We start from the raw sequence: 26,897 nt of genomic DNA, 5'->3' as shown, positions 1-26,897 counted from the left end.
GCCCAAGTAGAGCCTGAAAAACCCATTATTACTTTCAGTTGCTGTAAACTTCAATTTCTTGTTTATCTTGACGGAAGTTGTACTTCACGTCTAAAGCGTGCGCAACGATTAGTTCTTGCTCAGCTTTGTGAGCGAATGGATCGCCACCAGATGGACTAGAACGATCAGGGCGTCCAATATAACCTGTTCTCACTTTATCGCCAGCAAGTTCGAACAGAATTGGAGCCATGTAATGCCATGCACCCATATTACGAGGTTCTTCTTGAACCCAAATGATTTCTTCTAAGTTTTTAAAGCGTTTAATAATAGATTGAACTTTTTCAGCAGGGAATGGGTACAACTGCTCGATACGAACCATATGAACTTCATCTAAGCTGTACTCATGCTTACCATTGTCGATCTCTGCTGCTAAGTCAATCGCCATTTTACCTGTGCTTAAAACAAGACGTTTTACTTTGTTTGGTTTCATACCAAGGTTTTCTTGTTCTAAAGCAGGTTGGAAACGTCCTTCACTTAACTCGCTACCTGTTGAAAGTGTAAGTGGGTGACGTAATAAACTTTTCGGCGTCATAATTACTAACGGTCGAACAGCTTCTGTTCCTAAGATAGATGCTTGACGACGCAAGATATGGAAGTATTGTGCCGCGCTCGTTAAGTTTGCAACTGTCCAGTTATTTTCAGCAGCTAATTGTAAGAAACGCTCTGGACGTGCACTAGAATGCTCTGGTCCTTGACCTTCATAACCGTGTGGTAATAGAAGAACTAAACCTGATTTTTGACCCCATTTTGCTCTTCCTGCTGAAACATATTGATCAAATAACGCTTGCGCAGTATTTGAGAAGTCACCGTATTGCGCTTCCCACATAACAAGAGTTTCTGGAGCGAATACGTTATAACCATATTCGTAACCAACAACAGCAGCCTCTGATAACGGACTGTTATGAACAGAGAATGAAGCATTGATATTTGGTAAACGATGTAATGGTGAATATGTTTCGTTTGTATCAGTATCATGTAATACGATATGACGATGCGCGAATGTACCACGCTGTGAATCTTGACCAGTTAAACGAATTGGCGTACCTTCTTGTAAAATAGAAGCGAATGCTAACGACTCAGCAAGTGCCCATTCAATTTTACCGTTCTCTTCAAGAGCATCTTTACGGCGCTCAAGAATTTTCTTCACTTTTGGATATACGTTAAAGCCTTCAGGCCAAGATAATAGACCTTCATTAATTGCACGAAGTGAGTCAAGTTCAATACCAGTGTCAATCGGCTGGATGCCTCTTGCAACAACATCTGGAACTTTAACGTGAATTGTTGCAGCACTTGTATCAGCAGGTGGTACTTGTGCGTATTCAGCTTTTAATTCCTCTTGTATAAACTGTGTAATTGTTTCAACCTCATCTGCATTTAGAACACCAGCAGTTTGTAATTGATCTGCATAAATTGCTCTTACAGTTGGGTGATTTTTAATCTTTTTGTACACTTGTGGCTGCGTAACTGCTGGATCATCCATTTCGTTATGACCGTAGCGACGGTAACCGATTAAATCGATTAAGAAGTCTTTTTGGAACAGCGTACGATATTGGATCGCAAGGTTAGCAGCAGCAAGACAAGCTTCCGGATCATCAGCGTTCACGTGAACAATCGGAATGTCGAATCCTTTTGCAAGGTCACTTGAATATTTCGTAGAACGAGAATCATAGCTATCAGTCGTAAAGCCGACTGCATTATTTGCGATAACATGGATCGTTCCGCCAGTTTGGTACGCATTTAATCTGCTTAAGTTCAATGTTTCAGACACAACACCTTGCCCAGGGAATGCAGCATCACCATGAACTAAAATTACGAATGATTTTGAAGTATCTTGTTCTGGAAGACCAGATTTTTTACGATTTTCTTGAGCTGCACGTGCGAAACCTTCCACAACAGGGTTAACGAACTCAAGATGACTCGGATTATTTGCTAAAGTAACGCGAGTGCTAACTTCTTCATTACCAACGACTTGTTCTCTACCTAAATGGTATTTCACGTCGCCAGTCCAGCCAGCATTTGCCTTTACGCCTTCTATTTTTGCATGTTTGAACTCAGCAAACATGTGACTATATGGCTTTTCTAATACGTGAGCGAGTACGCTTAGACGACCACGGTGAGCCATACCAATCATGACATCTTCAACGCCGCCTTTAGCACCTTCTAGAACAATTTCATCTAGTACAGGTACAAGCATATCAACGCCCTCGATAGAGAAACGCTTTTGACCAACGAATGTTTTATGCAAGAATTGCTCGAAACCTTCAACAGCTGTTAAACGTTTTAAAAGAGCAGTTCGTTTTTTATTTGATAATGGTTGACGCAATGAATTTGATTCCACCATTTGATGCAACCACACGCGTTCTTCACTATCTTGTATATGTGAAAATTCATAAGCTAAAGATTTTGTATAAACGTCTTTTAATCTATGAATTACATCAAGTGCAGTGTGAATACCTTCTGGTGCATCTTGCCATACTGTTTTAGCTGGAATCGCTTTCAAATCAGCATCGCTCAGTTCGTTCATTGCTTTCTCGATAAGAGATTGCCCATTTGCAGCATCTTCCATCGGATTAATGTGAGCCAACGTATGCCCGAAAGAACGAATCTGCTCAACAAGTTGAACGACCTTAAGAATTTTTTCAATGTTTCCAGTGTTTTGAGGAGAAAAATTTGTTACTGTATTGTCCCCTGTTACGACATCATCTTGAAACGAAGGAGCTCCAAAAATTTCAAAAAGCTCTTGTAATTCCGGATCAACAGAACCTGCTCCAGTTACGTAAAGATCATACTGTTCAATAACATAACCAAGGTTCGGACCATGGAACTTGGCCCAAGGGTTTGTCGTTGTATTCTTCCTCGTCATTTGTTTAAACCTCCCAATGCATATAATCCTTTTCCTATACAAAAAGGTGCATTTTGCTCTTTTCAATAATTGATGAATCAATAATCAATGTAAATGTTTTCTTTACTCTTATGTTATTACAATAATTTACATAATACCAAACACTATTACTTATCTGTTTTGTAAAAAAACATTCACAATAACTTATCACCCAAGTTAATCTTTCATGTTATAAAGTAATTTTACAGAAAAATGGGGTGGATATATTTGGTATACCTACATTAATAACTATAATTGTTGAATTTAAATATAGGTATAATTGTTGGAATGTTTCGATAAAAAACAATTCGAATTATGTATATTGAAATAATAAGCGCTTTCATTGATATTATACAACAATATAACGGAATATAGTATAAAAAATAAAAAATTATGAATTTAGCATAAACTTTATTTCGATAGTGTTAAATATTAAAAGGAAAATGAAGGATTTCTACAAAAAAAGTGGCTATACATAAAAAATGCTTCATAAACCGTTAGTTTCTATAAATATGGCGAAAAATACCGTAAAAACAACAGCACATTTCATTGAATAAAGAGAAGAATGAAATGGTTTAAAAAGATAAAACAAATATGGAGATATTAAATTTTTATAAAAATGGGGAGGAGATATAGTAACGGATATATATACATTGTTCCATGTTTCGTTGCAAAATAGACGTGTTGAAACTGGAAAAGTTTCTTCTATATAAATAGAAAGCAAAATAACCTATATGAATGTAAAGGTTCCTTTACATATATACTCGTTATAAGGAAGGAGGGAGGAATTTCCTTGGAAAACAAAATGGTCGAATACAGAAAGAAATTTGGACTATCTCAAGAAAAATTGGCTGAAAAGCTAGGGGTTTCCAGACAAACCATTATCTCAATTGAAAAGGGGAAATATGATCCATCACTTCCGTTAGCATTTGAAATCGCAAAAGCATTTCAGACAACGATAGAACATGTATTTATTTATGAAGGAAAAGAAGAGGGGGAGTAGGAATGAATTATTCACAAAAGTACTTTGTTATTATGGGAATTATTTTTCTAGTTATGAGTGGATTTATGATATTAACAGGTATAATGACGCATTCTGCACCACCAGCTATAACTTATCCATTGCTTGCGATGATGATCATGTGTTTTTGCTTAAGCTACTTGCACCCGCAATTTAAAGAAAAAGATGAGCGAATGAAACTCATTCGTTATAAAGGAATGTTCTTCACCTTTTTTGTACTAACGGCATATTATCTTCTTTTCTCTATTGGTTTAAACTTAAAAGTAATTACACTATCTGCAACTGAACTATTGAACATATTAATGGCACTAACGATGAGTACAGTCTTTATCTCATTTGTTGTTTTGTCTAAAAGATATTAAGATGGAAGAGAGAAAGGAAGATTAACATATGCAAATGATATATGCTTTTGGCATTGGACTGGTATTATTTTTAGCAGTATTCTTATTTATTCGTAAAGACGTTCGAGGCGGGACATTAACGAAAAGAGGATTTTATAAATTAATCGGCTGTTTAGTCGTTATGTTTATAGCGATCATCGTATTAATCGTTCTAATTAATAAGTCATTATAGAATTTAAAAATGGGACCTTACATTTAGTAAGGTTTTTCTTTTTGAAATTAAAACTAAAAATTACCATAAAAACTATTTGCTAACTATATTGTGTATTATATAATCCAATAAAATGATAGATGAGGAGATTAGTATATGAATAAAAAAACTATCTTCTTTATATTCACATGTGTGCTACTTGTCGTTAGCATTACTTATATGATATGTAACAAACGAGAACAAGTACCACCTATATTAGTATGGGAGGATTAGGAATACTACGTTACGAATGAACCTGCAAAAGCAGAAGAAATTGGGCAAAGGCTTGGAGAAATTACAAAGAAAATTGAGACAGGTAAAAAGCCTACTAAAAATAGTGAATCCAACACATTACAAGAGAAAACTGAAGTATTCACAATGGTTGAAAAAGATGATTACTCGCCCTTAATCATAAAGGAACCTTATAGTGAAGAATATAGAATGGTAAGGCCGATGTTAAAGCAAGTATTATAATGAAAAGGAGTCAAAGTAGACATAAGAGTATTAAATAACACGACTAAAGAACTAGTAATGGGAGAGAATATAAAATATTTATACTCATCATGAAAGAAGAAAAATGGTTGATTGAACTCGAATTCTATAGTAACTCTAATTTTTCAGTATGTAATTGTAAAAAGGTTGATATATCTATTGTTTTTCGGAAATTTTTATATATACGTATAGAGATTAAATGTTATAATTCTTCCTGAAATTATAATTTTAGGGGGTTTTTAAATTGGCATTTTTAAAAAAAGCATTGTATACGGTAGCTGCAGTGATAGGAGGGTGTATCCTTATGCCTTTGGGGAAGGATGTCCTTATACCTTTGGGACAGGATATAATTAAAAATTCAGAATCGTTCAAAAGTTTAACTGTTTCAGAGAAAGAACAGACGGCTGAAAATAGCTATGAAATTATTAAAGGGAAACTAGAAGGTTATTCAAAGGAATATATAAAGGCACATAATAAGGGGGATTTTTCATTAGTAAATAAATTTTATAAAGAGGACAGTAAGATGGGGGCTTATACAAAAAGTTATATAGATAAAAATTCTAGTAAATTTAAAGTAAACCTTTATGATATTACCCTTAAAGAAGCACCGGAAAGGATTGGGAATTCTAGTACATATAACATTAAGACTGATATGGAGTATCGATACGACGATGCAAAAGGACAGTTGACAAAGGAAGTAGTAACAAACAGGGCGTTTCAGGTTAGCCTTAGTGCTAATAATCAGTTGATTTTTAACGAAAAGATTTCAGGTGGTCAATCAGTTTGTTATGATTTAGAAAAGCCAAATGGTCAAAATAGGGTAGATTGTAATAGGATTTATTGAAATTTATTAAGCATTAATGGGCGGCCCGGTTTGTGAGGACTAATAATCAGTGGGAGATGCCCCGCACTAATTAATATTTCTGGTATCTATTTTTTAAAGAAATTTGCTAGAGAGTAGTGGACGTTATGAGATGGAAAGTAGGAACTTTTGAAAAAATAGAAACAAATGACTCATCTATTGAGCAACTAATGCATACATTCAAGGAACAAAACTTACATAGCGGAGCGGTTATAAGCTGTTTTAAAGTACATAACGAAAATTTTTTCAAAGAAATACCACGTTCAGAAGATGGACACGAGCACTTCTTCAGAAGAGTCTTCAACTCTTTAGATATAATAAATAACTTAGAAGAGTTAAAAATACATACGTCAGAAAAATATAAGTTTCAATTTAAAGATCATCAGGCAGTCATGCTTGATGGTAGCATTGCCGCTCAAATTTTGTGGGGCGGAGCATATGAAGAATTTAAGGAACGACCAGTTATCGCAAAGCAATTAGCAGTCAATGTATGTCAATATATGTTCCAAGATCGATACGAAGATATTAAAGTGTTTGAAAGCTGTCGCCCTTGGACAGATTGGTTTTACGATGTTGCGTGGGATACTACTTGGATGGTGTTAGATAGTAAGGAGCATAAAATGTGGTTAATTTGTGTTACGGATACGGATTGATAGAAGAGGGCCTTGTAGGAATGCTGCAAGGCTCTTTATCTTTTGGGAATGAATAGAAAACGAATCATATAAATGCTAAATATAATATGGATGGAAATAAGTAGCTTTATAAGCTGTTACAGTGTATCCAGTATATGGTTTGTTTTGGTATAATAAGTAAGGATATTTATATGAAATATATGGAGGGATATGTATGGCTATTCATCAAGAACCGATTGATTTTATCGATATTCCGGCACCGCAACATAGTGAAGGGGCTTTTTATCGTGTGGTGTATGGTGATGTAGATTGGAATGAAAACCAAAATTATAATAGAGCTATATATGTTTTAATGGGGTATAAAACAGGCATTAATTATAGAAGAGTTGCTCATATTTTAACAACTCCTAATGTAGAAAATGAATTAACTGATTTTGATAAAGTTTTAGCTGCAATGCAGAAATTAAAGGAGAGAAATAATATTAATAACTATTAGTGTTATTTCATTAGATGGAAGGGGATGTTTTAGGGCATTCTCTTATTTTATGGATTTCTTTAGTTACGTATTATTTTTTTGTTTCTAATTTCCTTATATCGAAATAAAAAGATTTAAGAGGTGTGGTTTGATGTCTGAAATTTTTGAGAGTTTCAATCGGAATGATCCTCGTACGGCAGGGGAGGAAAGGCTATTACATCTGTTTCGGAGTAGTTCGCGTTTTGAAGAATGGATAATTTTTGAGCAGCCACATATAAATTCAATGAAGCCTGATTTTGTTTTATTACATCCTGAGAGAGGAATTGTAATTATTGAGGTGAAAGATTGGAATTTAAATTCAAGGGTGTATGAAAGTGGCGCATATATTCGTGGAACGGATGGACGTCAGTATAAGAAAGATCCAATTAACCAAGTAGAGAGTTATAAGGATGGGATTTTAAAGTCTGAACTACAAAATAGTATATACCTTGCAGAAAACTACAGTAATTATTATGGATGCATTGAAACAGTTGTTTATTTTCATGGTATTTCAAAAGCAAAGGCACTAGAGTTTTGTCAGCCAAAAAATAACTATACAAAAATTTGGACGGACGAAGACTTATTAACTATCTATAACAGCCAAAATAAATTAAAGGCTTATAATTATACATACGCTCTAGCTAATGAGAAATCTCACTTTAATAGAGGTGGTTTATTAGCACACTTAGTAGAGGAATTATCTAAGCACTTACAATATGCGGATTATAATTTTGAGCGTAAGCAGCCGTATGTACTCACACGTGCCCAACGAAATTTAGCTGAACTAAATCCAGGGACAATTCGTCGCTGGAGTGGTGTAGCAGGTTCCGGTAAATCGTTAGTACTAGCTGATAAGGCAGTAAGAGCATTGAAGAACGATAAACGTGTATTAGTAGTTACGTTCAATATTACACTACGACACTATATAAGAGACCTATGTAGTCAGCAATTTGGTGTAGGTAATTATAAAGAAGAGAGAAGAAAGTTACGAGAAGACTTAACGATTTTGCATTTCCATGGTCTATTAAAAGCTATTATGACTGAGCATGAAATTGTAGTAGATATACAAGAAGAGGAAATGGATTTTACTAATCGTTGGATAAGTGTGATTAAAAAATATACAGATTTAAATAGGTTAAAGGAGCACTTTAACTATGATTATATTTTAATTGATGAAGGACAAGACTTTAAACGTGATTGGGTATTGTTTTTGAAGCAACTCTTTACACAACATGGAGAATTATTCATTGTTTATGATAAAGCACAGGATTTATTTGGCCGATTTGAACAAGGGGTATGGATTGAAGAGCCAGATCAGGTAAAGAGTATTGGATTTAAAGGGAAACCAGGGAGCTTAAAATATACACATCGTTTGCCAGATACAATGGTGCAAAAAATCCACCGTGTACGTGAGCAATTACAGATTGAAGGTGAGGAAATTTTAGTTGCTAGGCAGGAACAAGGGAATTTACTACAAATGGAATTTTGGTATAATTACCAGGCCTATATAATTACAGAGAAGTTAGCTCAACTGGAGTACCATGTAAATATCTTACGTGAAACAAATGGTTGGGAGGATATTACCATTTTAACGACAAATGAGCATACAGGAGCGTCCATTGTGGAATTCTTTGAGAGCAAAGGAATAAGAACCTCTCATGTATATGATTTACAGCGCGAAGGGGATATCGATCGTCGTCGTTCTGAAAAATGGAAATTCCATGGTGGGACAGGTAGATTAAAGGTATGTTCATATCATAGTTACAAAGGCTGGCAAACACCAAATGTTATTTTGGTATTAGATTCTCCGTCAACACGTTATTTGAATGGGCAGATTTCTTTTCAAACAGCTAATCAACAGCAAATAAAGAATGCGTTATTTATTAGTATGTCACGTGTAAAGGGAAAAGCCACAACTGGGGAGTATTCTTTTGTTTGCTTAAATTACTTACAAGAATATAATCATTTGAAATCAATTTTTAGTTAGTTTTTTTAGGATCAAGAATATAATCAAATTTGGCTAAGGGGATAATATGATTATTTCAGTAGATACTGGAAAGATTAAAAAGAAATTGCCTTATCAAGAAGAATATGAAAAGTGGAAAGTAAATCTATCGAGCGAGGATCTTAAACGTATTACATACGTATTAAATCAGATGATTAATGAAGATGAAATTCATACATCAGGATGGATGCCCGGTTCTAACTGGATGGGAACTGTATTCGAGCCTATTTATCATGCATGTAATAGGAATCAAACTCAAGCAGCCCTATTTTTTGGTTTAATAGTCTATAAGGTGTTTATGGATAGGGAAGAAATTTGGGCATGTGGGAGATTTGATTTACATGGAAAAAATATAAAAAGTTTAACTTATTTTAGAGTAAACCCTTAGAAAATGAATACTATCAATAAATTTAATGCTATTAAAAACAGTTAAGGTATATGATAGTATATTCCATATTTTTAGAAGTGGAGATAAAATATTACAAAGTGAATAACATCACGAAAGCCTTTCTAAACTTTGAGTCGCGAAGCTGTGATTGACTTTAATGCCATTTATAGGTGATGCCGTTAGAAATAGGCCGTAGGAATTAAAAGGAGGACTACATCTAAATCAGCTGATTGGCTGACTAAAAGTAGTCCTCTTGATTTGTATGACCCCGGAGAGGCTCGAACTCACGACCTCCACCCTGTCAAGGTGGCGCTCTCCCTGCTGAGCTACGGGAGAAACGTTGATTTAAAGGCATTCTCACGGATTTGTATAAATGAAATTCTATTAAAAAAGCAATGATTATTGTAAATTCTGTGACCAATTGTGACCACAAAATTATGTTCTTAACTGTCTGTATAATGGTAAAGGGAATGAGGTGACTCATTCCTTTTTTTGTGTAGTGAGGGGGCTATTTTCCACATTTTACAGCCCACTTACTAAAGAGGAGATACATAGCCACCTAATTCACACGATATTATGTATAATTCATATCCGATACGAATGAATTTTGGAATTGGGAGCTTGTTATAAAAAGTCTTTAATGAAATCTAAAAGAAGATAAAATAATTCTCTATTCTTCTTTTGAACTCTTAAGCATTATATAATAAGGATATAAAAATAAAATTCATAATTAAAAAGAAAAGGAGGGGAAGAAGTGAAGCATAAATCAAAATCAGTCGGTTATATGTTAGCTTTCTTTCTAGGGGGACTGGGTGCGCATGCATTTTATTACAAGAAATATATCAGAGGAACTTTATATCTCCTTTTTTGTTGGACGTATATCCCTGTTTTCTTAGGGTGGTTTGATATGTTTTTTATAAAAAAATGGCATAAACAACTAGAAGATAATCAAGATATAAGTAGTAACACAGAGCTTTCGCCAACTTTATCAGAAGTGATAGAACAAGAGGTGACACAAGCAATAAAACCAGTGATTGATAATGCTAGAAATAATTTAATATTTTACAATGAAGAAGATATTGTACTCCCTAAATATAGGCACCTGCAGACCTCAAAAGAAATTTTGGCGGATATCGAACGGATAAAACATCCAAAGAGAGAGGTTCATTCAAGAAATGGAATTTCTATCGAAGTCACTTTTTCTCATTCTCGTGAAAGTTTTGTGCAGGATTCATTAAGATATGCAGGAGAGAGTGGGGGGATATGTCCGGAAGTCCCATTGCAAGCGTATTGGACGACATTTGATATGCTAAATTCAAAACAAAGAGACTGGTATTTTTACTGGAGGGACCAAGTATTAAAAGGGAATTACATAGAGGTTGACTTAAGTTATGTGTTTTTGTTTACCTATGAATTATTAAACTATTCATTTAACCCAAATGCGTCATTTAATGTCAGTATGTTGGTGAGGCTTTATGAAAATTATGTAGAAAGACTTCCGAAATTAGAACGTTATTTAAAACAGTGGATAGCAGACATGTTATATGAGTTGGGAGAACAAGCATTAGCTGAAGAGTGGTCTGTAGAAAGAGGGGATATTCCCCCGTTATATAACCAATTAAAAGAAAAAGCAGACCAACTTTCAAAAATATCGATTACATCATGGAAGCCGTATGTTAGAAACTATAGAGAAACTGTCTTTTATAAAGAACATAAAAATAAAGTATTCAAGATATTTAAAGAAAGTATACCTTTACTTCAACGAATATATAAAGAAGAAAGGAACGATTTAATTAGCCGATGGTTTCAAACAAAAAAGGAAAGAGAAATTAGACGTTTATTTTCTTCTGCTGTGGTAGGACGTAGCTATAATGAAATTCATATTGGTGTGGAGCGAATAAGACCAACTGAAGAACTATATAATGAGGTAACGGCTTTGTTCCGTCTATCTGAAAATGTAGCGAGAATTTTGAATGGCGAGAAGCGGGAGATAAAAGTTGAAGAGGGATTTCTGCCGGAAGGGTTTAAAAATATGATGATGGAGCATTTTTCTAGAGCAGCTAAAGAGACTAATAAGAGATTCAAGGTGGTTCAAAATGCCGAATATCAAGAGAAAGATGGTGAGATACCATTACCTCCTCAAGAGACGGTTGAAAAACAAGTAGAATCGACTAAACCTACAATAGAATTTAATGTAGAGAAAATCATACAACTGCAAAATGAAACAGACGAACTTATTAATACAATCGATTCAAGAAATGAAACAGAGGATGAGCCAATAAAAGGGGTTATGGAATCTGAAACGAAAGAAGCGGTTCGTTTGGACACGGAATGTGATTTGGATGTACAGGTAATTGCAGAGAAGGATGAATCTAGTTTGGAGACAAATTTATTGTCGGCACTAGGAGGAAACAGTGATGTTGAGGGGGAAGATGAATTCATCGAATCCCTAACGGATATTGAAATTGAGTTTTTAAGTCGTTTTGAAAATGGTCAATATCGACATGAAGAAGCGATACAGTTTCTAAAGCAAAGAGGTATCATGATTGGAATGTTCCTAAACGAACTTAACGAAAAAGCAAATGAATATTTAGGTGACAATTTTCTTGAAAATCAAGGTGATGAAATTGTTGTTTACGAAGAATACGAGCATATTATGGAAAAGGTAAAGGAGTTACAAGTACATGAATATTAAAAAAAGAGACTCCTCGGCAATTCTAAACTCTCTTGCAGGCGGGGTTGTTCCAAGTCGGGGATTACAATATATTATGGTAGGGCGCTCTGATGAAGCGAAACAAATCCTTAGTGATTTAGATAATATAAAAAAAGGGTCATCTTTCATGAAAATATTTATTGGACCGTTCGGAAGTGGGAAAAGCTTTATTCAAGCGCTCATTCAACAAATTGCTTTTAATGAAAAGTTTGTTGTAGCGAAAGCAGATTTCACACCAGAAAGAAGGTTATATGGAAGTGAAGGAAAAGCAGTAGCAACTTACACCGAATTGATGAAGAATTTAGCTACTTCCACTGTTCCAGAGGGCGGAGCTTTACCAACTATTTTAGATAAGTGGATTAGTGAGGTTCAAATGAGTGTAGTAAAAGAGAACGGTTATGGCTCTATTGAATTTGATAATCCAAGCTTCATCAAAGATGTAGAAAAAAAAATTACAAGTGTTGTTTCAAAAATGGATGAATTAGTGGGAGGTTACGATTTCGCTAGGGTGTTATCGTTATACTTCAAAGGATTCGTTGAAGATAATAGCGAGCTTCAACGTTGTGCCCTGCGCTGGCTTCGAGGTGAATACAATACAAAAACAGAGGCTCGTTCTGATTTAGGGGTTCGTGATATCATATCCGATAGCAATTACTACGAATATATTAAAGTGTTGTCGCAATTTGTAAAGCAAATTGGCTATGCTGGCCTAGTTATTAATCTGGATGAGGCTATTAATTTATACAAAATTACACATCCTCAAACAAGAGATAAAAACTATGAAACTATTTTAAAAATTTACAATGACACGTTACAAGGAAATGTGGAAGGATTATATATTACTCTTGGTGGAACACCCGAGTTTCTAGAGGATGAGCGTCGGGGGTTATTTAGTTATGGTGCATTGAAACGGAGACTTCAACCAAATCGTTTTGAAACAATAGAGCACCGTGATTTATCACAACCTGTAATTAGATTAGCACCATTAAAGCATGATGAAACGTTTGTATTACTGCAAAAAACGAGGGATATACATGCTGTTCATTATGGGTATGAGAGTGATATAACAGATAATGAAATTATGAATTTTATTCGGGAAGAGTACGCTAGACCTGGTGCGGAAGAACATCTGACTGTTGGTGATGTCATTAAGAACTTTATTAGCGCCCTAAATATTCTTCATCAAAACCCGGGATTCAATCGAGCAGAATTATTCGGTGAAAAGGAAGCAGAAAAGCCGTTAACAGATGTTCGTTCTCGATTTTCTAGAGTGGAAGGGTAGGTAAAGGGAATGAGTAGTTCATTTCAAATGCTTTCTAAAACCATGCAAAAAAAAATTTGGGACATGAAATGGGAAAAATTCACACCTGTTCAAAACAAAACTATTCCTGCCATTATGGAAAGTAAAAAAGATGTAATTGTTTCATCTGGGACTGCTTCTGGTAAAACAGAAGCAGCCTTTTTACCTATTCTTTCTTTAATAGAAAAAGAGGCAGAGACGCAGTTGAAGGTGCTGTATATCTCACCCTTAAAAGCTCTTATCAATAATCAATTTGAACGTATTGAAAAGCTGTGTGAACATAGCTATATTCCAATCCACAAGTGGCATGGAGATGTTAGTCAAAGTCAAAAAAATAAATTTATAAAGAACCCTGGGGGAATTTTGCAAATTACGCCGGAATCGGTTGAAAGTTTATTTATTAATCGTACTGAACACATCAGACATTTATTCAAAGGGCTGGAATTCATTGTAATTGATGAGATTCATTCGTTTATAGATACTGAGCGTGGAGTTCAACTACGTTCACTAATGTCTCGTATAGAACAATACACAGAACAAAGACCGAGAATCATTGGACTGTCAGCTACAATAGATAATTTCAATTTAGTTAAACAGTGGGTAAATTATAAGGATAGTGATAATGTAGAAATTATTGAAGTAAAGGGGAATAATAAAGAGCTTCTCTATTATCTAATGCACTTTCAAACAGAGAAGGACCGCAAGAAACCTGTTGAATTGTTTGAAGATATAAGAGAGTTAACGAAAAACCAAAAAGCAATTATATTTTGTAACAGTAGGGGAGAGGTAGAAGAAGCAACTGTTTTTCTAAATCGTTTAGCTGAGAGAGACGGCATGGGAGAAACCTATTATGCTCATCACTCATCAATTGATAAAAAAGAGCGGGAATATGTTGAAAAAAAAATGATTGAATCAAACATACCCAAAAGCATAATTGCAACAAGCTCACTTGAACTTGGAATTGATATTGGTGATGTAGATATAGTCATTCAGATTGATAGCACATTTACGGTATCCTCCTTAAAACAACGCTTAGGTCGTTCTGGTAGAAAAAAAGATGCCAATCAAATGCTTCAACTGTATTCTACTGAAACGGATAGTTTAATTCAATCCCTAGCCGTAATGGAACTTATATTGGATAAATGGATTGAACCAGCCAAAGGATACTCAGCCCTGTATGATATTTTGTTTCATCAAATTATCTCTATTTGCCAAGAGACCAATGGAATTAAGTTAGAAAGCCTCATTGCCAAGATTAAAGCAAACCATGTATTTCACAGTATTGAGGAATATATAACAGAAAAAATTATTCTTCATATGATTGAGCATGAGTATCTTGAAAGGATAAAAGGAAGAAATGAACTAATTGTTGGAATTGAAGGAGAGAGAATTCTTAGAAGTAAAGACTTTTACGCTGTATTTTTGACTCCAGAAGAATTTACTGTTTTAGAAGGAATTAAAAAAATAGGTATGCTAGATAAAATGATGATGGTAAATGTAGGAGATAATATTATACTGGCAGGTAAGTTATGGACTATTAAAGACGTTGATTTTGATAAAAATAAGATATATGTACAAAAAGCTGTAAACGGGAAACCTCCTAGATATTCGGGTGGAGGGATTAAAATACATAAACGGATTGGCGAAAAAATGATGGAGATTTTATGTGCCAATAATGAATTTAGTTATGTAAATGAAGATGCATATGAGACGATTTCTGATGTCAGAAAACCTTATCATGCATATAAAATTCATCCAAACGAGCGAGTAATTTGGGATAGTAGTGGGGAAATTGTGTTTGAAACTTATATAAGTTCCAATATTTCTCGAAACTTAGTTTGGGCACTTCGTTCGTTAGGTCTGCCTGTTAAATCAATGGATGGAGTGGGAAGAATCACCATTGAAGGGTTTTTTGGTGATTTTAATGAGGTAATCAATCAAGTTAAGGAAACGAAATGGGCTGCTGAAAAATTGATGGATGCTACACTTGAACAAGAGTTTTTTGTATCAAAATATTCTCCGTATCTGCCTCAAGATTTACAGAGAGAGTTACATATTGCCAATGAAATTGACATTGCAGGGATGATGGAGTACTTGCATTCACATTCTTTTAAAGTTATACGTTTGTAATTAGAAGTAAGGTAATAATAGAGACATTGACAAATACTAATTTTCACAAAGGAAGACAAATGCCTATAAGATGAGCATCTGTCTTCTTTTTATTTACTGTATTATGTGCTTTGAAACATAGGTATTCAATTTTTCAACAACTGTGTATAGTGGCTCTTTTTTGCTTTGAAGAAAAACATATGGCAAAGTGTCTTGGTTCATACTGCATAGAATATTCTTGGTGTATTTTGATGGATGCTTATTTTAATCGACGGAAAAAGGGGAAACCAAAATGTAGCAGTTATTAACGAAAGTGGTCTTTACTCATTAATTATGTCAAGCCGAAAACCACAAGCGAAAGCATTTAAGAAATGGGTTACAGCAGAAGTGTTGCCAACGATTTGCAAAACTGGTGGATACGTAAATAACGATGAGATGTTCGTCAATACATATCTACTCATGCAGATGAGATGACAAAGACATTATTCAAATCGACATTGGAAACTGTACGTAAGCAAAACGAAAAGATTGCGGTGCTTGAGCCGAAAGCTGAATATCACGACAATGTACTTGATAGTACAAATACATTTACCATTACAGAGATTGCTCATGATTTGAACATGACAGCTCGTAAATTAAATTCCTTACTCAACCAATTAAAGGTGTAACGAAAAATTGGAAGTACATGTGGATTGTATGCGGACCACCAAGATAAAGTGATTGCTAAGCCAGTAGAAGAAGAGAAAGAGGTTCGAAATAAATATATCGAAACATCAAACAAGAAGGGTATACATTTAAGAGGGGTTGAGAAAATATCTCTACTGATTAACTGAGATAGTCCCTCGTTTCAATTAAGTAATCTATTGATGCATAATAAATACATTAACCATACTACAAAAACCGTGCAGGGTTAGCGCCCTAATCCACATAATACACCTCCTCAAATATTTCCGATACGAGACGTATTTTCATCTATTAGTGAAAGCTTCTTAGACAAATAATTTACTGACCAACTACACTACTTACTTTCAACAATCTAAGAAACAGTTTACTACTTTCCGCTTAGTAATAATAGTGTTTGTACGACTGTAATTCGAGTGATAATAATTTTTTTAAAAAATACTTGACATGATATTTCTGATTTTACATTAAGAAACGTTAGCTTTTCATTAACCAATCAAGCCATAAAAGTGCAAATTCTTGATTTGTTACACTTATCTTATATAACAAATCAAATACAGAAAGAGAGGGTTGGGTAGTAAGGAATAAATAATATAGAGAGAGTGAGAGAGAGATTAGATTATTCGCTACTCCTATATGCAATGAAAGAAAAAACAAATAAGAAAGCTTTTATGATTAGATTTACAGAGATTAAGAAAAATCGTCAGGTGTTAGAAAAAGCGAGTGGATTGTATTGCTATCATGTGAATAAGAAATTGAAATATGTGGGGATTAGTAATAATCTATGGCACAGGTTTGAGGATGGATATCTTAAAGAAGATAGTGCACAACACCGTAATTCTAAGCTGATGCAACTAATTGAATCTAATCCTAATGATGTTGAGGTAGCGTTTAAACTCATAGATGGGAATTCTTTAAAGGAAGAGGAGACAAAATTCATTCAAGAGTGGATTCCTGAATACAATGTGAGAGAGAATCCACGTTGTGAAATAAGTCCTATTCAAAAGATGATAGGCGAATATGTTCATGAAGTGAATCGTGAAGTAACTTTTTCGGAAGTACGAGAATACCTATTTAATAAGTGGCGTGGAGAAGTATCTTATGAAAGAATTGATGAAGCACTCAGAGATGAAAAGAGAAACCTTAGTAAATATTGTAGTAAGAAACGAGGGAAACAAATAGTTACGCCTAAGAAGAATTTAACATAAGCAAATAATATAATTATATAGGGGTGATACCTTTAGTGAATGCCCCACTAATCAGTTTACTGAAGTGAGATTAAAGTCGATTAACTTTACATATTACGTCTCGCTTACTGTTTTTTTAAAAAGGGCATCTAAAATATAGGTGTAGTTAATTCGTTTATGAGTAAAGTGCACTCGAAATCCAGGTGTGATGATAATAAAATGCACCTGAAAAATAGGTATCCCCCAACATCTAAAAACACTAGTGTTTTATAGAGTATTTAGGCAACATTGGAAGGGGAATAGATAGAAGATTACTAGATAGAAGACAATATAATAGATATAAATAAAGGTGAGGGGGCGCCAAATTGCGCCCTTCTCCCCTCTACTTAAATTATTAATATATTTAAGTAGAAACAATAAAATATAATCGAAAGGAAGATATAAAGTGAATACTGAAACAATATCGACAACAAAATTAGAAAGGTTAGAATCATTTATCAAGATTTCTAAATCATTAATGGAAGCCAAGAATCTAGGCAAAAATGGGGAATTAGATGTTTATCATTTAGCAATCATTAAATCATTGGCAAACAACTTTCAAGGGGCAGCTCATACTGGAGTTACTCATATGATGAGATTCATTGGTATGAGTACGGAACAAAGTTCAACAAAATCAAGAACAAAAGAATCCCTACTCAGATTGCAAGAGATGGGACATATCGAGATTTATGAAGATATAGGAATGAACAATGTAGTGAACGATTTAAAACCTGCTAATAATTACTTTATTAAGCCAACAGGAAAGGATGAAGAATGGGGATTTGCCAAAGTGTTTAACAAAGATATTCAAAAAATAGTTGCGATGAAAAGTGATTATAAACCCAAGGTATTTGCAACGTATCTTAATGTTATTGGTAACATGTTTTACGATAGTACAGGCAATAATAAGAATGTTCCAGTGTCATTCATTGCTATTGATACAATTGTAAAGAATACTGGGATAAACAGAAAGTCAGTTGTAGAATATCTTAAAGCGTTGTTTGAAGAGGGAGTTTTATACTTTATATACTTTCAAATCAATAATTCAACCACAAAGAATTATTGTACAAGATGGATTCATAAAGAGAACACTGCTAAATGGGCTGTTCCGCTTGCCGAATTTCATTACAAGACTGATAGAAACAAATTTAAAGGAGGAGGAATCGGAGTATCAGAAGAATGAGGGTCTCTTAATTGAAGCTCTTCTTTTTCATATATTGGAGAAGTTGATTGGACATGGTGTTGGAGTTCACCACATTGGTTACATAACAATTAATAAAACCCGTCTTTTATTAGTTGATAATATAAAATTTCTACATTTACAGTATTTAACTAGGAGTATTAAAGATGTTTTTCTACCACTGACTTCTCTATATCTTTGCTTTTGTGTTCAAAAAGGTTGGAATAAAACAGGATGCTTTTGAACTCCCAGATGACGAACTTTTTATAAAATACAAAAATAAATTTGAAAAGGCTTGGATTGATAATTCGAAGGCAAACTGTCCAGAATGAGATGTTACAGCAATTATAGAGGTTATTTAGAAAGAGTAGTAATTTGTTTATGGTGAGTATTTTAGAATCAATTTTAGGATTTCCTAATTATTCTACATTTGAGACTATGATAATGCCTAATTTAACTTCTAATATGGTACAATTTGCCTATGTTTAAAAATTTTAAGGTGTAAATGTAAAGTTAAAGATAGCTTTGTTGATTGTTAAAGAAGTCAAAGGTAAATAGCATTCTAAGGTACTAATTACAATATTAATAACTAAACCCATGTCTGTGAAAAATACAAAGAGGAATAATCGGTGAGATTAAAAAAGAATTATTAATGAGGTGTAAAAATCCTTTTTTAATTCAAGGAGTAAGCAAATAGAGTTCAATAAAATAGGTTTTGTTGAATATTAATAACATTTTGATTGGAGTAATTATCGGTTAATTTATAAGGGGGAAGAAATTTGAGGAATGGTTTTTATTTATTGGAACTAGAAATATTAAATAGAAAAAAACAATTTTTGACATTAAGTTTCTTGATGAAAAGCAAGATATTGACAATAAGCAGAATATTGATAATAAGTTATTTTCAACTGTAATTATTGGAGCAAATGGTTCAGGGAAAAGTTACCTACTCTCTTTAATAACAGAAGTTTTTAGAGCATTAGAAAGTAAGAAGTTAAACAGGGATTTTACGTTACGATATGAATATTATTCTATTAAATATTATTTAAATCACACTATTTATTCAGTTGAAATATTCAAGAAGAGGTTCAAAATACTAAAAAAAGAATTATCAAAAAAAGGAATATCTAAAGAATATACTCAAGTAAGTATTGATGAAGTTGATATACCATGGAGAATTTTAGCGGTATCTTTTATGATTAATGATAAGTTTACCTTTCAATCGGATGATAGAAACCCAGATACTAATTATAAGTATTTAGGGGTAAGAAGAACATCAAATGCAACATGGACAAATTCTATTGTTAGAAAAATAAGTGATGCTTTAATATCGCATGCTAGTGTGGAAGGATTTTATGATAAAGTAAGGGATATTTTGGATTTTTTGAAATATCAACCTAAAATTAAATTAATATTTGAGCCAGTGACTAAGAACTTTTTTAAAAAAGGGATATCATATGAACAACTACAAACTAAAATAGATAATATAACTAATACAGAAGAATATAGGGCGTTTTCTATTAATAAATTCCGAGATAAGGAATTTCAAGTTTTAATGAGATACATAAATGAAACCGTTATGGAAAGAGAAAAAATTAACGTTAATAATAAAATGGGAATTCAGTATACAATCGATTTTACGGAGGAAGGAGGTAATTTTGAACTACTGCAGGATTATAAAATAATACAATATTTAGTTGACATGAGATTATTAAAGGCACCTATTTTATTATTAAGCAAAAATGATGAATTTGAATTTGAAAATGCTAGTTCGGGTGAAAAGCAGTTTTTATTTACCATGCTTAATATTGCTTCAAAACTAGAACAGAACTCGTTGGTATTAATAGATGAACCAGAACTGAGTTTCCACCCAAATTGGCAAATGCTCTATATTAATTATTTAAAAAAAATATTTAATGATTATCCAACTTGCCATTTTATTTTGGCAACACATTCTCATTATATTGTTTCAGATTTAGAAGAGGGTTCATCTTCAATTGTTATATTAAATAATGATGATAATGAACAAACTAGAAAAGCGGAATTAGTTCAATATAGTACTTTTGCATGGTCAGCTGAAAATATTCTATATAATATTTTTCAAGTAAGAACAACTAGAAACTATTACTTTGAAATGGATTTAAGGAAATTAGTTGGGATGATTAAAGAAAAAACGAAAGATTTAGAGAGGTTAGAGAGATTAATAAATAAATTGAAAAGATATCTTTTTGATGAATCAGACCCAATGATTGAAATTATAGAAGAGGCTGAGAGGTACTTGGAAAATGCTAAAGAAAATTGAAGGGAAAATTAGATTTGCTAAAAAACATAAGAAATATTTAAGGAAATTAAGACCTTGGAAAGGAAAATGGGGCATAGTCAATAAAGAAATAAATATGTTAAAAAAGCATATCAGAACACAGCTAGCACATTTTCAAGATAATAAATGTGCTAGCTGTGGTTTAACCTTAAATGAAACAAGTGGAAGTGAGATTGAACATATAGTCCCTAAAGGAGGGGATAAGCAGCCAATACATCCACAGTTTACCTTTACTCCTTATAATCTATCTTTATCCTGTCACCTTTGTAATGGTCCAGTAAAAAAGGGGAAGAAGGACACAATTATTACATTAGATATTAATTATAGATTATGCGAGTTTTCTATAGTTCATCCTTATTTTGATGACCCTAAGGACCATTTTGACTGGATACCGGAAGGTAAAAAAATATTAATCTCTGATAGAACACCGAAAGGTAAAAAATCAATTGAAATTTTTAAATTAGATGATACTGCTCATAATGAGGCACGTGCTAAACTGGCCAACTACGAAGACCCCGAGACAACAGATGAAGAAATGGAATTGAAGTTAAGAAGGATACTTGATGCTAAAATGATGTTATAGAAATTATTAATAATATTTTGATTCTATTAGGAAAAGTATGTTTAGTATTTTCTTAATATAAGACATTGTGTTTTGGTGGTTTTTGGTAATGCGAAATAGTAAAATAGCTTTTTAGAAACAGTAAAAAAGAGAGAAATTTAATAATAGCAATTCGTGCATGTCTCTATACAAAAAGAGGAGTGAACATATTTTATGCTTTTATTTTGGAAACAACCAGCTCTTAAGAGGGGAACAAAAGAAGGTTCAAAGAGAAGAAATCAATATGAATGTAGAGGGCAAATACACTTTAAACTAGATGGAACTGGAGAAATTTTAAAAAGTGATAAATTTGAACATAATATAAAAAATTATAGGCAGTATTGTGAGGACTGTGCTCATATAGCTGCGATGACACAAAATATGAAGAAAAGTGCGAAAAAAAGAATAGAGAATGGACGGTTTTGTGGTTATGAACCTGGATTAGCTAAATATTTAATAAGTGAAGTAGTAAAGAAAAAAGAATGGATATGTCAATACAGCGGAAAAGAAATGAAGCCTAATAGGACGAACAGTGAATTTACTTTATCTGTTGACAGAATTAATCCAAAAGGAAGTTATGAAAAAGAAAATGTTGTCTGTGTTAGGCTAGATATAAATAAATTCAAAGGCAAATATATTGATAACCTTATCTTAAGTCAAAATCATGATATAAAAGAGATTGCTAGTTATATAAATGATTTGGCGGACAGAATAATTAACGAGGGTGAAGGTTTTACAGTCGATGAAAAATTTAACAATTTAGATGAGAATGTTAAAAGTAATTTAATTAATAATCCTCAGTATAAAAAGGAAGGGACTATTATTATATTACAAAATATTTCAAAGTTTTTACTACAAGGAAACGCTGAAAGTTCTATGGCTATCGAGGCTCAACGCTTTGCTTGGCTTTTAGAGGAGAATATAAAACAACTTCAGGGTTTAGTTGGTTCAGATTTAAAAAGTAGTCCAGTTTATTTCGTCACTAAGCAGGACTTAAACATCATTAAAAACAAGCTAACTGAGTTTTCTGATATAAATAAAAGATTAGAAGAAGTTATTGATACTGCTGTTACAATAACAGAAATGAATGAAGAAATGATTGAATTTGAGGAAGAGCTTGAAAGGCAAATAGAATTACAGAATGAATTAGAGCAAGAGTTAGTAGAAAAGGAAATAGAATATTTAGAACAAGAAGAGTTGGAGTTTGAAATTATGCTTGCAAAAGCACTTGAAGAAGTAGCAGAAGATGTTCAGAAAGGATTTTCGTGAGATTTTAGATATATCATCAAATAAAATAATTAGTTTATACCAAAAAAGACAGTGAACAACAAGCTTCATGTCTTTTTTAATTTATAGTTATCGATAGAGTGTAATTATACGGTAACATTTGCAATTTTTCTACCAATACAGCAATGACAAGGATTTCGACATGTTTATTTTGTTACCGTATAATTGTTATTGAATTTAAGCTTCCATTATTCAGTCCAACGACCTTCTTTAATTAATAATTCCTTTAATCTTCTAAACATCATAGGATGGTAATTAACTGAATTCTCATGGTTGTTTATTTCTGTAGGATTCAAAATTTCTTTTGATACAACCCAAATCTTTTCTTTATCATTTTTATCTTGATAGATGTTTACTACGAAAGATATCGTCCTAGAATCCTCTTTATCAGACTTATAGACTTCTTCTCTAACAAATTGTTGCTTTGCCAAATTAATCCCTCCTTATAATTAAAAATGAATACCGCTTCCTTTAATCAGTTTGCAGCCAGTACCATACTTAATTTTTAATGCTCCTTTAAATTCACTGTGTTTCAACTCTGGAAATGCTTGTTTCCATAAATCAAAAACATTATGGTTTGTAGACATACCATTTTTGTTTAATTTAACGATATGGAATCCATATTCGTCACCACATCTAGTCAATGGTCTTTGCTGTCTTAGAGTAATAATTTTACCTGTATTTGTAATTCCATATAAGTCCTCATATTCTTTTATTCCTCTGCACTCTTCTTGCATCTCCACTTTTTCACTCCTGTTATGATTATCATGATTCTATTTTATAATATTTTCTTTTTATAGTCGTACTTTTTCGATAGAGAAAGTGCATCTATTATATAAAGTCTATATTATAAGAGTGACAAAACTTAATAGTATTGTCACTCGTTTGTTAATCCAGTAAAATCAAGGTATTAGTAGGTGACGTAACTTAGTGACATAAAAGGGGAGGAAAAATAGTGAAATATGGCTATGCGAGGGTCTCAACAATTGCTCAAGACCTCACTGTACAAAATGAAGAACTGAAAAGAGAAGGGTGCGAAATCATCTTCGAGGAGAAGTTCACTGGTACGAAAACAGATAGACCACAATTTAAGCAACTGCTCAAGGAGTTGCAAGAGGGTGATAGTTTGGTGGTGACAAAACTAGACCGACTCGCTCGTAATACGAAAGAAGGTATTGAAATCATAGAAAGCCTTTTTCAGAAGGGTGTAAAGGTTCATGTGCTGAATGTAGGTTTGTTAGAAGACACTACAATGGGAAGGTTCTTCCTGCAAACTTTACTGGCAGTTGCTGAAATGGAAAGAAACCTAATTGTAGAGCGTACGCAGGAAGGTAAGGCACTTGCAAAGCAGCGTAGGGATTTCAGAGAGGGAAGACCAAGAAAGCATTCTAAGCAACAGGTGGAACATGCCTTGAAGTTACTGGAGAATCACACATACAGGGAAGTTGAAGCCATGACGGGTATTACAAAAAGGACACTTATTCGCAGGAAAAATGAGCAGGCAGGAAAAATTAAAGTTTAGAGCGACAAAAGTCTTAGGATGGAGTTTGGGAACAGCTAGGGAATAATTAAGAGGGTGATGGAGTGGCTAAGATAACGATAGATGATATGAAAGAGTTAGCAAGGAGCAGGGGAGGAGAATGTCTATCTAGTGAATATAAGAACGGTCAAACAAGTCTTAAATGGAAGTGTAATTTAGGACATACATGGGAAGCAAGACCCAATAATATTAAGAGTGGGAAATGGTGTCCCACATGTGGAATTAAGGCTAGAGTCGAAAAAAGAAGAGGTTCAATAGATGATATGAAACAGATTGCCCTAAATCGAGGGGGAATTTGTTTGTCTGATACATATATAAATAACAACGTAAAACTGAAGTGGAGATGTAAGAGTGGACATGAGTGGGAAGCTACTCCTAGCAACATCAAGGCAGGAAAATGGTGTCCAAAATGTGCAGCAATTAAAAATGCTGATAAGAAGCGAAAGACTTTAAGGGACATGAAACAATTGGCAGCTAGCAAAGGTGGGAAGTGTTTATCAAATATATATGTAGACATGAAGTCAAAACTTCTCTGGGAGTGTGCAAATGGACATGAGTGGGAAGCTGCTCCCAATCATATTTTTAATAGCAACTCATGGTGTCCTATGTGTATAGGAAATGTTAAGAAAGATATCCTTGAAATGAAAAGGATGGCTCAACTTAGGAATGGAAGCTGTTTATCCAAAGTATATGTAAACATTGATACTAATTTAGTTTGGGAATGTTCAGAAGGACATGAGTGGGAATCTAGTCCATATTCAGTTTCTAAAGGTAGTTGGTGTCCAATCTGTAACAACTCTAATTTCTACATCAATGAAGAGAAATGTCGCTTTATTATGGAGTCTTTGCTAGGCAAAGATTTCGTCAAGACAAGAAATGCTTTGGATAATGGTCTAGAATTAGATGGATACAATGAAGATTTAAGCTTAGCCTTTGAATATAACGGTACTCAGCATTATCGCTTTAATTCATTCTTTCATGAAGACTTGGCAAACTTTGAAGCACAAAAACAAAGGGACATTGCAAAGGGAAATCAATGTAAGGATAAGGATATTAGACTAGTAGTCATACCGTACTACATCACATCTGATGATGAGAAGGTACATTTCATAAAGGAAGAACTAGAAAAACTTAATGTTCCATTAAAAAGAAAAGGAGTTAAATGGAATAAGTTTTATAAGGGTTTTAATCGTTTAGATGAATTAAAGAGTATTGCTAAGGAGCATGGAGGAAAATGTCTATCAGAGGAATACATTAATGTTGATTCTAAGTTGAAATGGGTATGCGAATATGGACATGAGTGGGAGGCAAGTGCATATTCCATTAAGAAAGGTGCATGGTGTCCAAAATGTCTAGGTAGAAATAAGACTATTGAGGATATGAATCTGTTTGCAAAACAGCGAGGAGGAGAATGTCTATCAAGCGAATACATTAATAATAGGGGGAAATTGAATTGGAAATGTAAATGCGGTCACATCTGGATTGCTGCACCTCAAGTTATCATTAGAGGAAGCTGGTGTCCAAGATGTTCTGGAAGATTAGAAAAAACAATTGAGGATATGCAGGACTTAGCGATAAAGAGAAGAGGAAGGTGTTTATCGGAAGAATACATTAATATTGATACCAAACTGAAATGGCAATGTGAGCGAGGGCATGAATGGGAGACAGTCCCAAGGAGTATACAAAATGGAACATGGTGTCCAATCTGTTCTGGGAGAGTTAAATCTATCGAAGATATGCAGAATCTAGCAGAATTGAGGAATGGGAAGTGCATGTCCCATGAATACATATCCTCATCAGAGAAATTAGAGTGGGAATGTGAAAAAGGGCATCGATGGAAAGCTACATCAAGTGATATTAGAAGAGGACGTTGGTGCTTAAGTTGCCCAGAGCAGAATCGGAGGGGTAAGATTTTGAAGAATTTGCATTTGATTGCAGCTAGGAATGGGGGGGAATGTTTATCCCATGAGTATATTCATTCAGATGCTAAACTAACTTGGAGATGTAAATATGGACATGAGTGGGAAGCGGTCCCTTATGGTATCCAAAATGGGTCATGGTGTCCGAAGTGTTCAAAGGAAAGAATCGGCAAATCCAAAAGGCTTACTATAAAAGATGTGAAAGAGTTGGCTGTAAAAAGAGGAGGAGAGTGTTTATCGAAGGAGTACATTAATAATCACACGAAGTTATTATGGAGATGTCGAGAGGGACATGAATGGGAAGCTGCACAGAATAACATCCAAAACGGTTCATGGTGTCCAAAATGTCAGAGGGAATTAAATGCTAATCGACAACGTAAATCTATAGAAGATATGCTTGTATTGGCTAGTAAGCATAATGGAAAGTGTTTATCTGATGTTTACATTAATGCTCATGAAAAACTTTTGTGGGAGTGTAAAGAAAAACATCAATGGTGGGCAAAGCCTAATAATGTTCAACAAGGCAAGTGGTGTCCAAACTGTAGCAGGATTAAGAAAAACAGGATGAGGGAGTAATTAAAATTGATATTCAGTTG

Annotated in this window: 23 protein-coding genes and 1 pseudogene; 21 read left to right on the top strand and 3 right to left on the bottom strand. The window is 33.7% G+C overall.

Annotated features, from left to right (window positions below; genetic code table 11):
• Positions 1-34 precede the first annotated feature (34 nt).
• Entirely contained in the window at positions 35-2,902 is a 2,868-nt protein-coding gene (gene odhA / locus ACTFQM_RS09190) for a 2-oxoglutarate dehydrogenase E1 component (RefSeq protein ID WP_440034108.1), read from the bottom strand.
• A gap of 811 nt (positions 2,903-3,713) precedes the next feature.
• Here odhA and ACTFQM_RS09185 point away from each other — a divergent pair.
• From ACTFQM_RS09185 to ACTFQM_RS09095, 19 genes and pseudogenes are all read left to right on the top strand, one after another.
• On the top strand, positions 3,714-3,923 hold the full coding sequence (locus ACTFQM_RS09185; protein WP_002170904.1) for a helix-turn-helix transcriptional regulator: 210 nt from the start codon (positions 3,714-3,716) through the stop codon (positions 3,921-3,923).
• A 2-nt stretch (positions 3,924-3,925) separates the two neighbouring features.
• A complete protein-coding gene (locus ACTFQM_RS09180; protein ID WP_440034107.1) occupies positions 3,926-4,303 on the top strand; it encodes a permease in 378 nt (125 codons plus the stop codon).
• Between the two features lie 28 nt (positions 4,304-4,331).
• A complete protein-coding gene (locus ACTFQM_RS09175) occupies positions 4,332-4,514 on the top strand; it encodes a DUF3976 domain-containing protein (protein ID WP_440034106.1) in 183 nt (60 codons plus the stop codon).
• Positions 4,515-4,649: 135 nt separating this feature from the next.
• A pseudogene (locus ACTFQM_RS09170) lies at positions 4,650-5,006 on the top strand (hypothetical protein).
• Positions 5,007-5,268: 262 nt separating this feature from the next.
• Complete coding sequence (locus tag ACTFQM_RS09165; protein WP_440034105.1) at positions 5,269-5,868, top strand: TcaA NTF2-like domain-containing protein; 600 nt, start codon at positions 5,269-5,271, stop codon at positions 5,866-5,868.
• A 125-nt stretch (positions 5,869-5,993) separates the two neighbouring features.
• The gene (locus tag ACTFQM_RS09160; RefSeq protein ID WP_440034104.1) at positions 5,994-6,539 is read left to right on the top strand and encodes a hypothetical protein; all 546 of its coding nucleotides are present in this window, start codon (positions 5,994-5,996) and stop codon (positions 6,537-6,539) included.
• A gap of 193 nt (positions 6,540-6,732) precedes the next feature.
• A complete protein-coding gene (locus ACTFQM_RS09155; protein ID WP_440034103.1) occupies positions 6,733-7,014 on the top strand; it encodes a hypothetical protein in 282 nt (93 codons plus the stop codon).
• Positions 7,015-7,144: 130 nt separating this feature from the next.
• Entirely contained in the window at positions 7,145-9,019 is a 1,875-nt protein-coding gene (locus ACTFQM_RS09150; RefSeq protein ID WP_440034102.1) for an NERD domain-containing protein, read from the top strand.
• A gap of 46 nt (positions 9,020-9,065) precedes the next feature.
• Positions 9,066-9,425: a hypothetical protein gene (locus tag ACTFQM_RS09145; protein WP_440034101.1), complete on the top strand. Its 360-nt coding sequence runs from the start codon at positions 9,066-9,068 to the stop codon at positions 9,423-9,425.
• A 754-nt stretch (positions 9,426-10,179) separates the two neighbouring features.
• The gene (locus tag ACTFQM_RS09140) at positions 10,180-12,120 is read left to right on the top strand and encodes a TerB N-terminal domain-containing protein (RefSeq protein ID WP_440034100.1); all 1,941 of its coding nucleotides are present in this window, start codon (positions 10,180-10,182) and stop codon (positions 12,118-12,120) included.
• Positions 12,110-13,420 (top strand): ATP-binding protein, encoded by a 1,311-nt coding sequence (locus tag ACTFQM_RS09135; protein ID WP_440034099.1) that lies wholly within the window; start codon positions 12,110-12,112, stop codon positions 13,418-13,420. Before ACTFQM_RS09140 ends, ACTFQM_RS09135 begins: the two co-directional genes overlap by 11 nt.
• Before the next feature lie 9 nt (positions 13,421-13,429).
• A complete protein-coding gene (locus tag ACTFQM_RS09130) occupies positions 13,430-15,568 on the top strand; it encodes a DEAD/DEAH box helicase (protein ID WP_440034098.1) in 2,139 nt (712 codons plus the stop codon).
• 234 nt (positions 15,569-15,802) lie between these two features.
• Positions 15,803-16,021 (top strand): BRO-N domain-containing protein, encoded by a 219-nt coding sequence (locus ACTFQM_RS09125; protein ID WP_440034097.1) that lies wholly within the window; start codon positions 15,803-15,805, stop codon positions 16,019-16,021.
• On the top strand, positions 16,018-16,215 hold the full coding sequence (locus ACTFQM_RS09120; RefSeq protein WP_071739792.1) for a phage antirepressor KilAC domain-containing protein: 198 nt from the start codon (positions 16,018-16,020) through the stop codon (positions 16,213-16,215). Before ACTFQM_RS09125 ends, ACTFQM_RS09120 begins: the two co-directional genes overlap by 4 nt.
• 684 nt (positions 16,216-16,899) lie before the next feature.
• Entirely contained in the window at positions 16,900-17,436 is a 537-nt protein-coding gene (locus ACTFQM_RS09115) for a hypothetical protein (protein ID WP_440034096.1), read from the top strand.
• A gap of 424 nt (positions 17,437-17,860) precedes the next feature.
• On the top strand, positions 17,861-18,637 hold the full coding sequence (locus ACTFQM_RS09110; RefSeq protein ID WP_098130649.1) for a hypothetical protein: 777 nt from the start codon (positions 17,861-17,863) through the stop codon (positions 18,635-18,637).
• Between the two features lie 829 nt (positions 18,638-19,466).
• Positions 19,467-20,936: an AAA family ATPase gene (locus tag ACTFQM_RS09105; RefSeq protein WP_440034406.1), complete on the top strand. Its 1,470-nt coding sequence runs from the start codon at positions 19,467-19,469 to the stop codon at positions 20,934-20,936.
• Positions 20,920-21,537 (top strand): hypothetical protein, encoded by a 618-nt coding sequence (locus ACTFQM_RS09100; RefSeq protein WP_440034095.1) that lies wholly within the window; start codon positions 20,920-20,922, stop codon positions 21,535-21,537. The genes ACTFQM_RS09105 and ACTFQM_RS09100 overlap by 17 nt, the downstream gene beginning before the upstream one ends.
• A 192-nt stretch (positions 21,538-21,729) precedes the next feature.
• Positions 21,730-22,824, top strand: a complete 1,095-nt coding sequence (locus ACTFQM_RS09095) for a hypothetical protein (RefSeq protein ID WP_002170918.1) — start codon at positions 21,730-21,732, stop codon at positions 22,822-22,824.
• Positions 22,825-23,030: 206 nt separating this feature from the next.
• Here the strand turns inward: ACTFQM_RS09095 and ACTFQM_RS09090 are convergent, their stop codons facing one another.
• Both ACTFQM_RS09090 and ACTFQM_RS09085 read right to left on the bottom strand, forming a co-directional pair.
• Positions 23,031-23,273 carry a hypothetical protein gene (locus ACTFQM_RS09090; RefSeq protein ID WP_440034094.1) on the bottom strand — a complete coding sequence of 81 codons (243 nt, stop codon included), beginning with the start codon at positions 23,271-23,273 and terminating at the stop codon, positions 23,031-23,033.
• A gap of 18 nt (positions 23,274-23,291) precedes the next feature.
• Positions 23,292-23,579: a hypothetical protein gene (locus ACTFQM_RS09085; RefSeq protein WP_033719315.1), complete on the bottom strand. Its 288-nt coding sequence runs from the start codon at positions 23,577-23,579 to the stop codon at positions 23,292-23,294.
• 218 nt (positions 23,580-23,797) lie between these two features.
• On the opposite strand from ACTFQM_RS09085, the gene ACTFQM_RS09080 reads away from it, so the two are divergent.
• Both ACTFQM_RS09080 and ACTFQM_RS09075 read left to right on the top strand, forming a co-directional pair.
• A complete protein-coding gene (locus ACTFQM_RS09080; protein ID WP_440034093.1) occupies positions 23,798-24,364 on the top strand; it encodes a recombinase family protein in 567 nt (188 codons plus the stop codon).
• Between the two features lie 62 nt (positions 24,365-24,426).
• The gene (locus ACTFQM_RS09075; RefSeq protein WP_440034092.1) at positions 24,427-26,877 is read left to right on the top strand and encodes a zinc-ribbon domain-containing protein; all 2,451 of its coding nucleotides are present in this window, start codon (positions 24,427-24,429) and stop codon (positions 26,875-26,877) included.
• Positions 26,878-26,897 lie beyond the last annotated feature (20 nt).

The organism is Bacillus cereus group sp. MYBK30-2 (genome assembly GCF_051915945.1).
In the GTDB taxonomy this organism is placed as follows: domain Bacteria; phylum Bacillota; class Bacilli; order Bacillales; family Bacillaceae_G; genus Bacillus_A; species Bacillus_A paramycoides.
Note: the sequence above shows the minus strand (reverse complement) of the source record. Positions and strands in the feature narration are given on the sequence as shown.

Excerpts from the sequence above, each read along its gene's own strand:
- odhA (WP_440034108.1), bottom strand. The coding sequence starts at position 2,902 with ATGACGAGGAAGAATACAACGACAAACCCTTGGGCCAAGTTCCATGGT.
- ACTFQM_RS09180 (WP_440034107.1), top strand. The coding sequence starts at position 3,926 with ATGAATTATTCACAAAAGTACTTTGTTATTATGGGAATTATTTTTCTA.
- ACTFQM_RS09175 (WP_440034106.1), top strand. The coding sequence starts at position 4,332 with ATGCAAATGATATATGCTTTTGGCATTGGACTGGTATTATTTTTAGCA.
- ACTFQM_RS09160 (WP_440034104.1), top strand. The coding sequence starts at position 5,994 with ATGAGATGGAAAGTAGGAACTTTTGAAAAAATAGAAACAAATGACTCA.
- ACTFQM_RS09155 (WP_440034103.1), top strand. The coding sequence starts at position 6,733 with ATGGCTATTCATCAAGAACCGATTGATTTTATCGATATTCCGGCACCG.
- ACTFQM_RS09150 (WP_440034102.1), top strand. The coding sequence starts at position 7,145 with ATGTCTGAAATTTTTGAGAGTTTCAATCGGAATGATCCTCGTACGGCA.
- ACTFQM_RS09145 (WP_440034101.1), top strand. The coding sequence starts at position 9,066 with ATGATTATTTCAGTAGATACTGGAAAGATTAAAAAGAAATTGCCTTAT.
- ACTFQM_RS09135 (WP_440034099.1), top strand. The coding sequence starts at position 12,110 with ATGAATATTAAAAAAAGAGACTCCTCGGCAATTCTAAACTCTCTTGCA.
- ACTFQM_RS09130 (WP_440034098.1), top strand. The coding sequence starts at position 13,430 with ATGAGTAGTTCATTTCAAATGCTTTCTAAAACCATGCAAAAAAAAATT.
- ACTFQM_RS09125 (WP_440034097.1), top strand. The coding sequence starts at position 15,803 with ATGCTTATTTTAATCGACGGAAAAAGGGGAAACCAAAATGTAGCAGTT.
- ACTFQM_RS09120 (WP_071739792.1), top strand. The coding sequence starts at position 16,018 with ATGACAAAGACATTATTCAAATCGACATTGGAAACTGTACGTAAGCAA.
- ACTFQM_RS09115 (WP_440034096.1), top strand. The coding sequence starts at position 16,900 with ATGATTAGATTTACAGAGATTAAGAAAAATCGTCAGGTGTTAGAAAAA.
- ACTFQM_RS09100 (WP_440034095.1), top strand. The coding sequence starts at position 20,920 with ATGCTAAAGAAAATTGAAGGGAAAATTAGATTTGCTAAAAAACATAAG.
- ACTFQM_RS09095 (WP_002170918.1), top strand. The coding sequence starts at position 21,730 with ATGCTTTTATTTTGGAAACAACCAGCTCTTAAGAGGGGAACAAAAGAA.
- ACTFQM_RS09085 (WP_033719315.1), bottom strand. The coding sequence starts at position 23,579 with ATGCAAGAAGAGTGCAGAGGAATAAAAGAATATGAGGACTTATATGGA.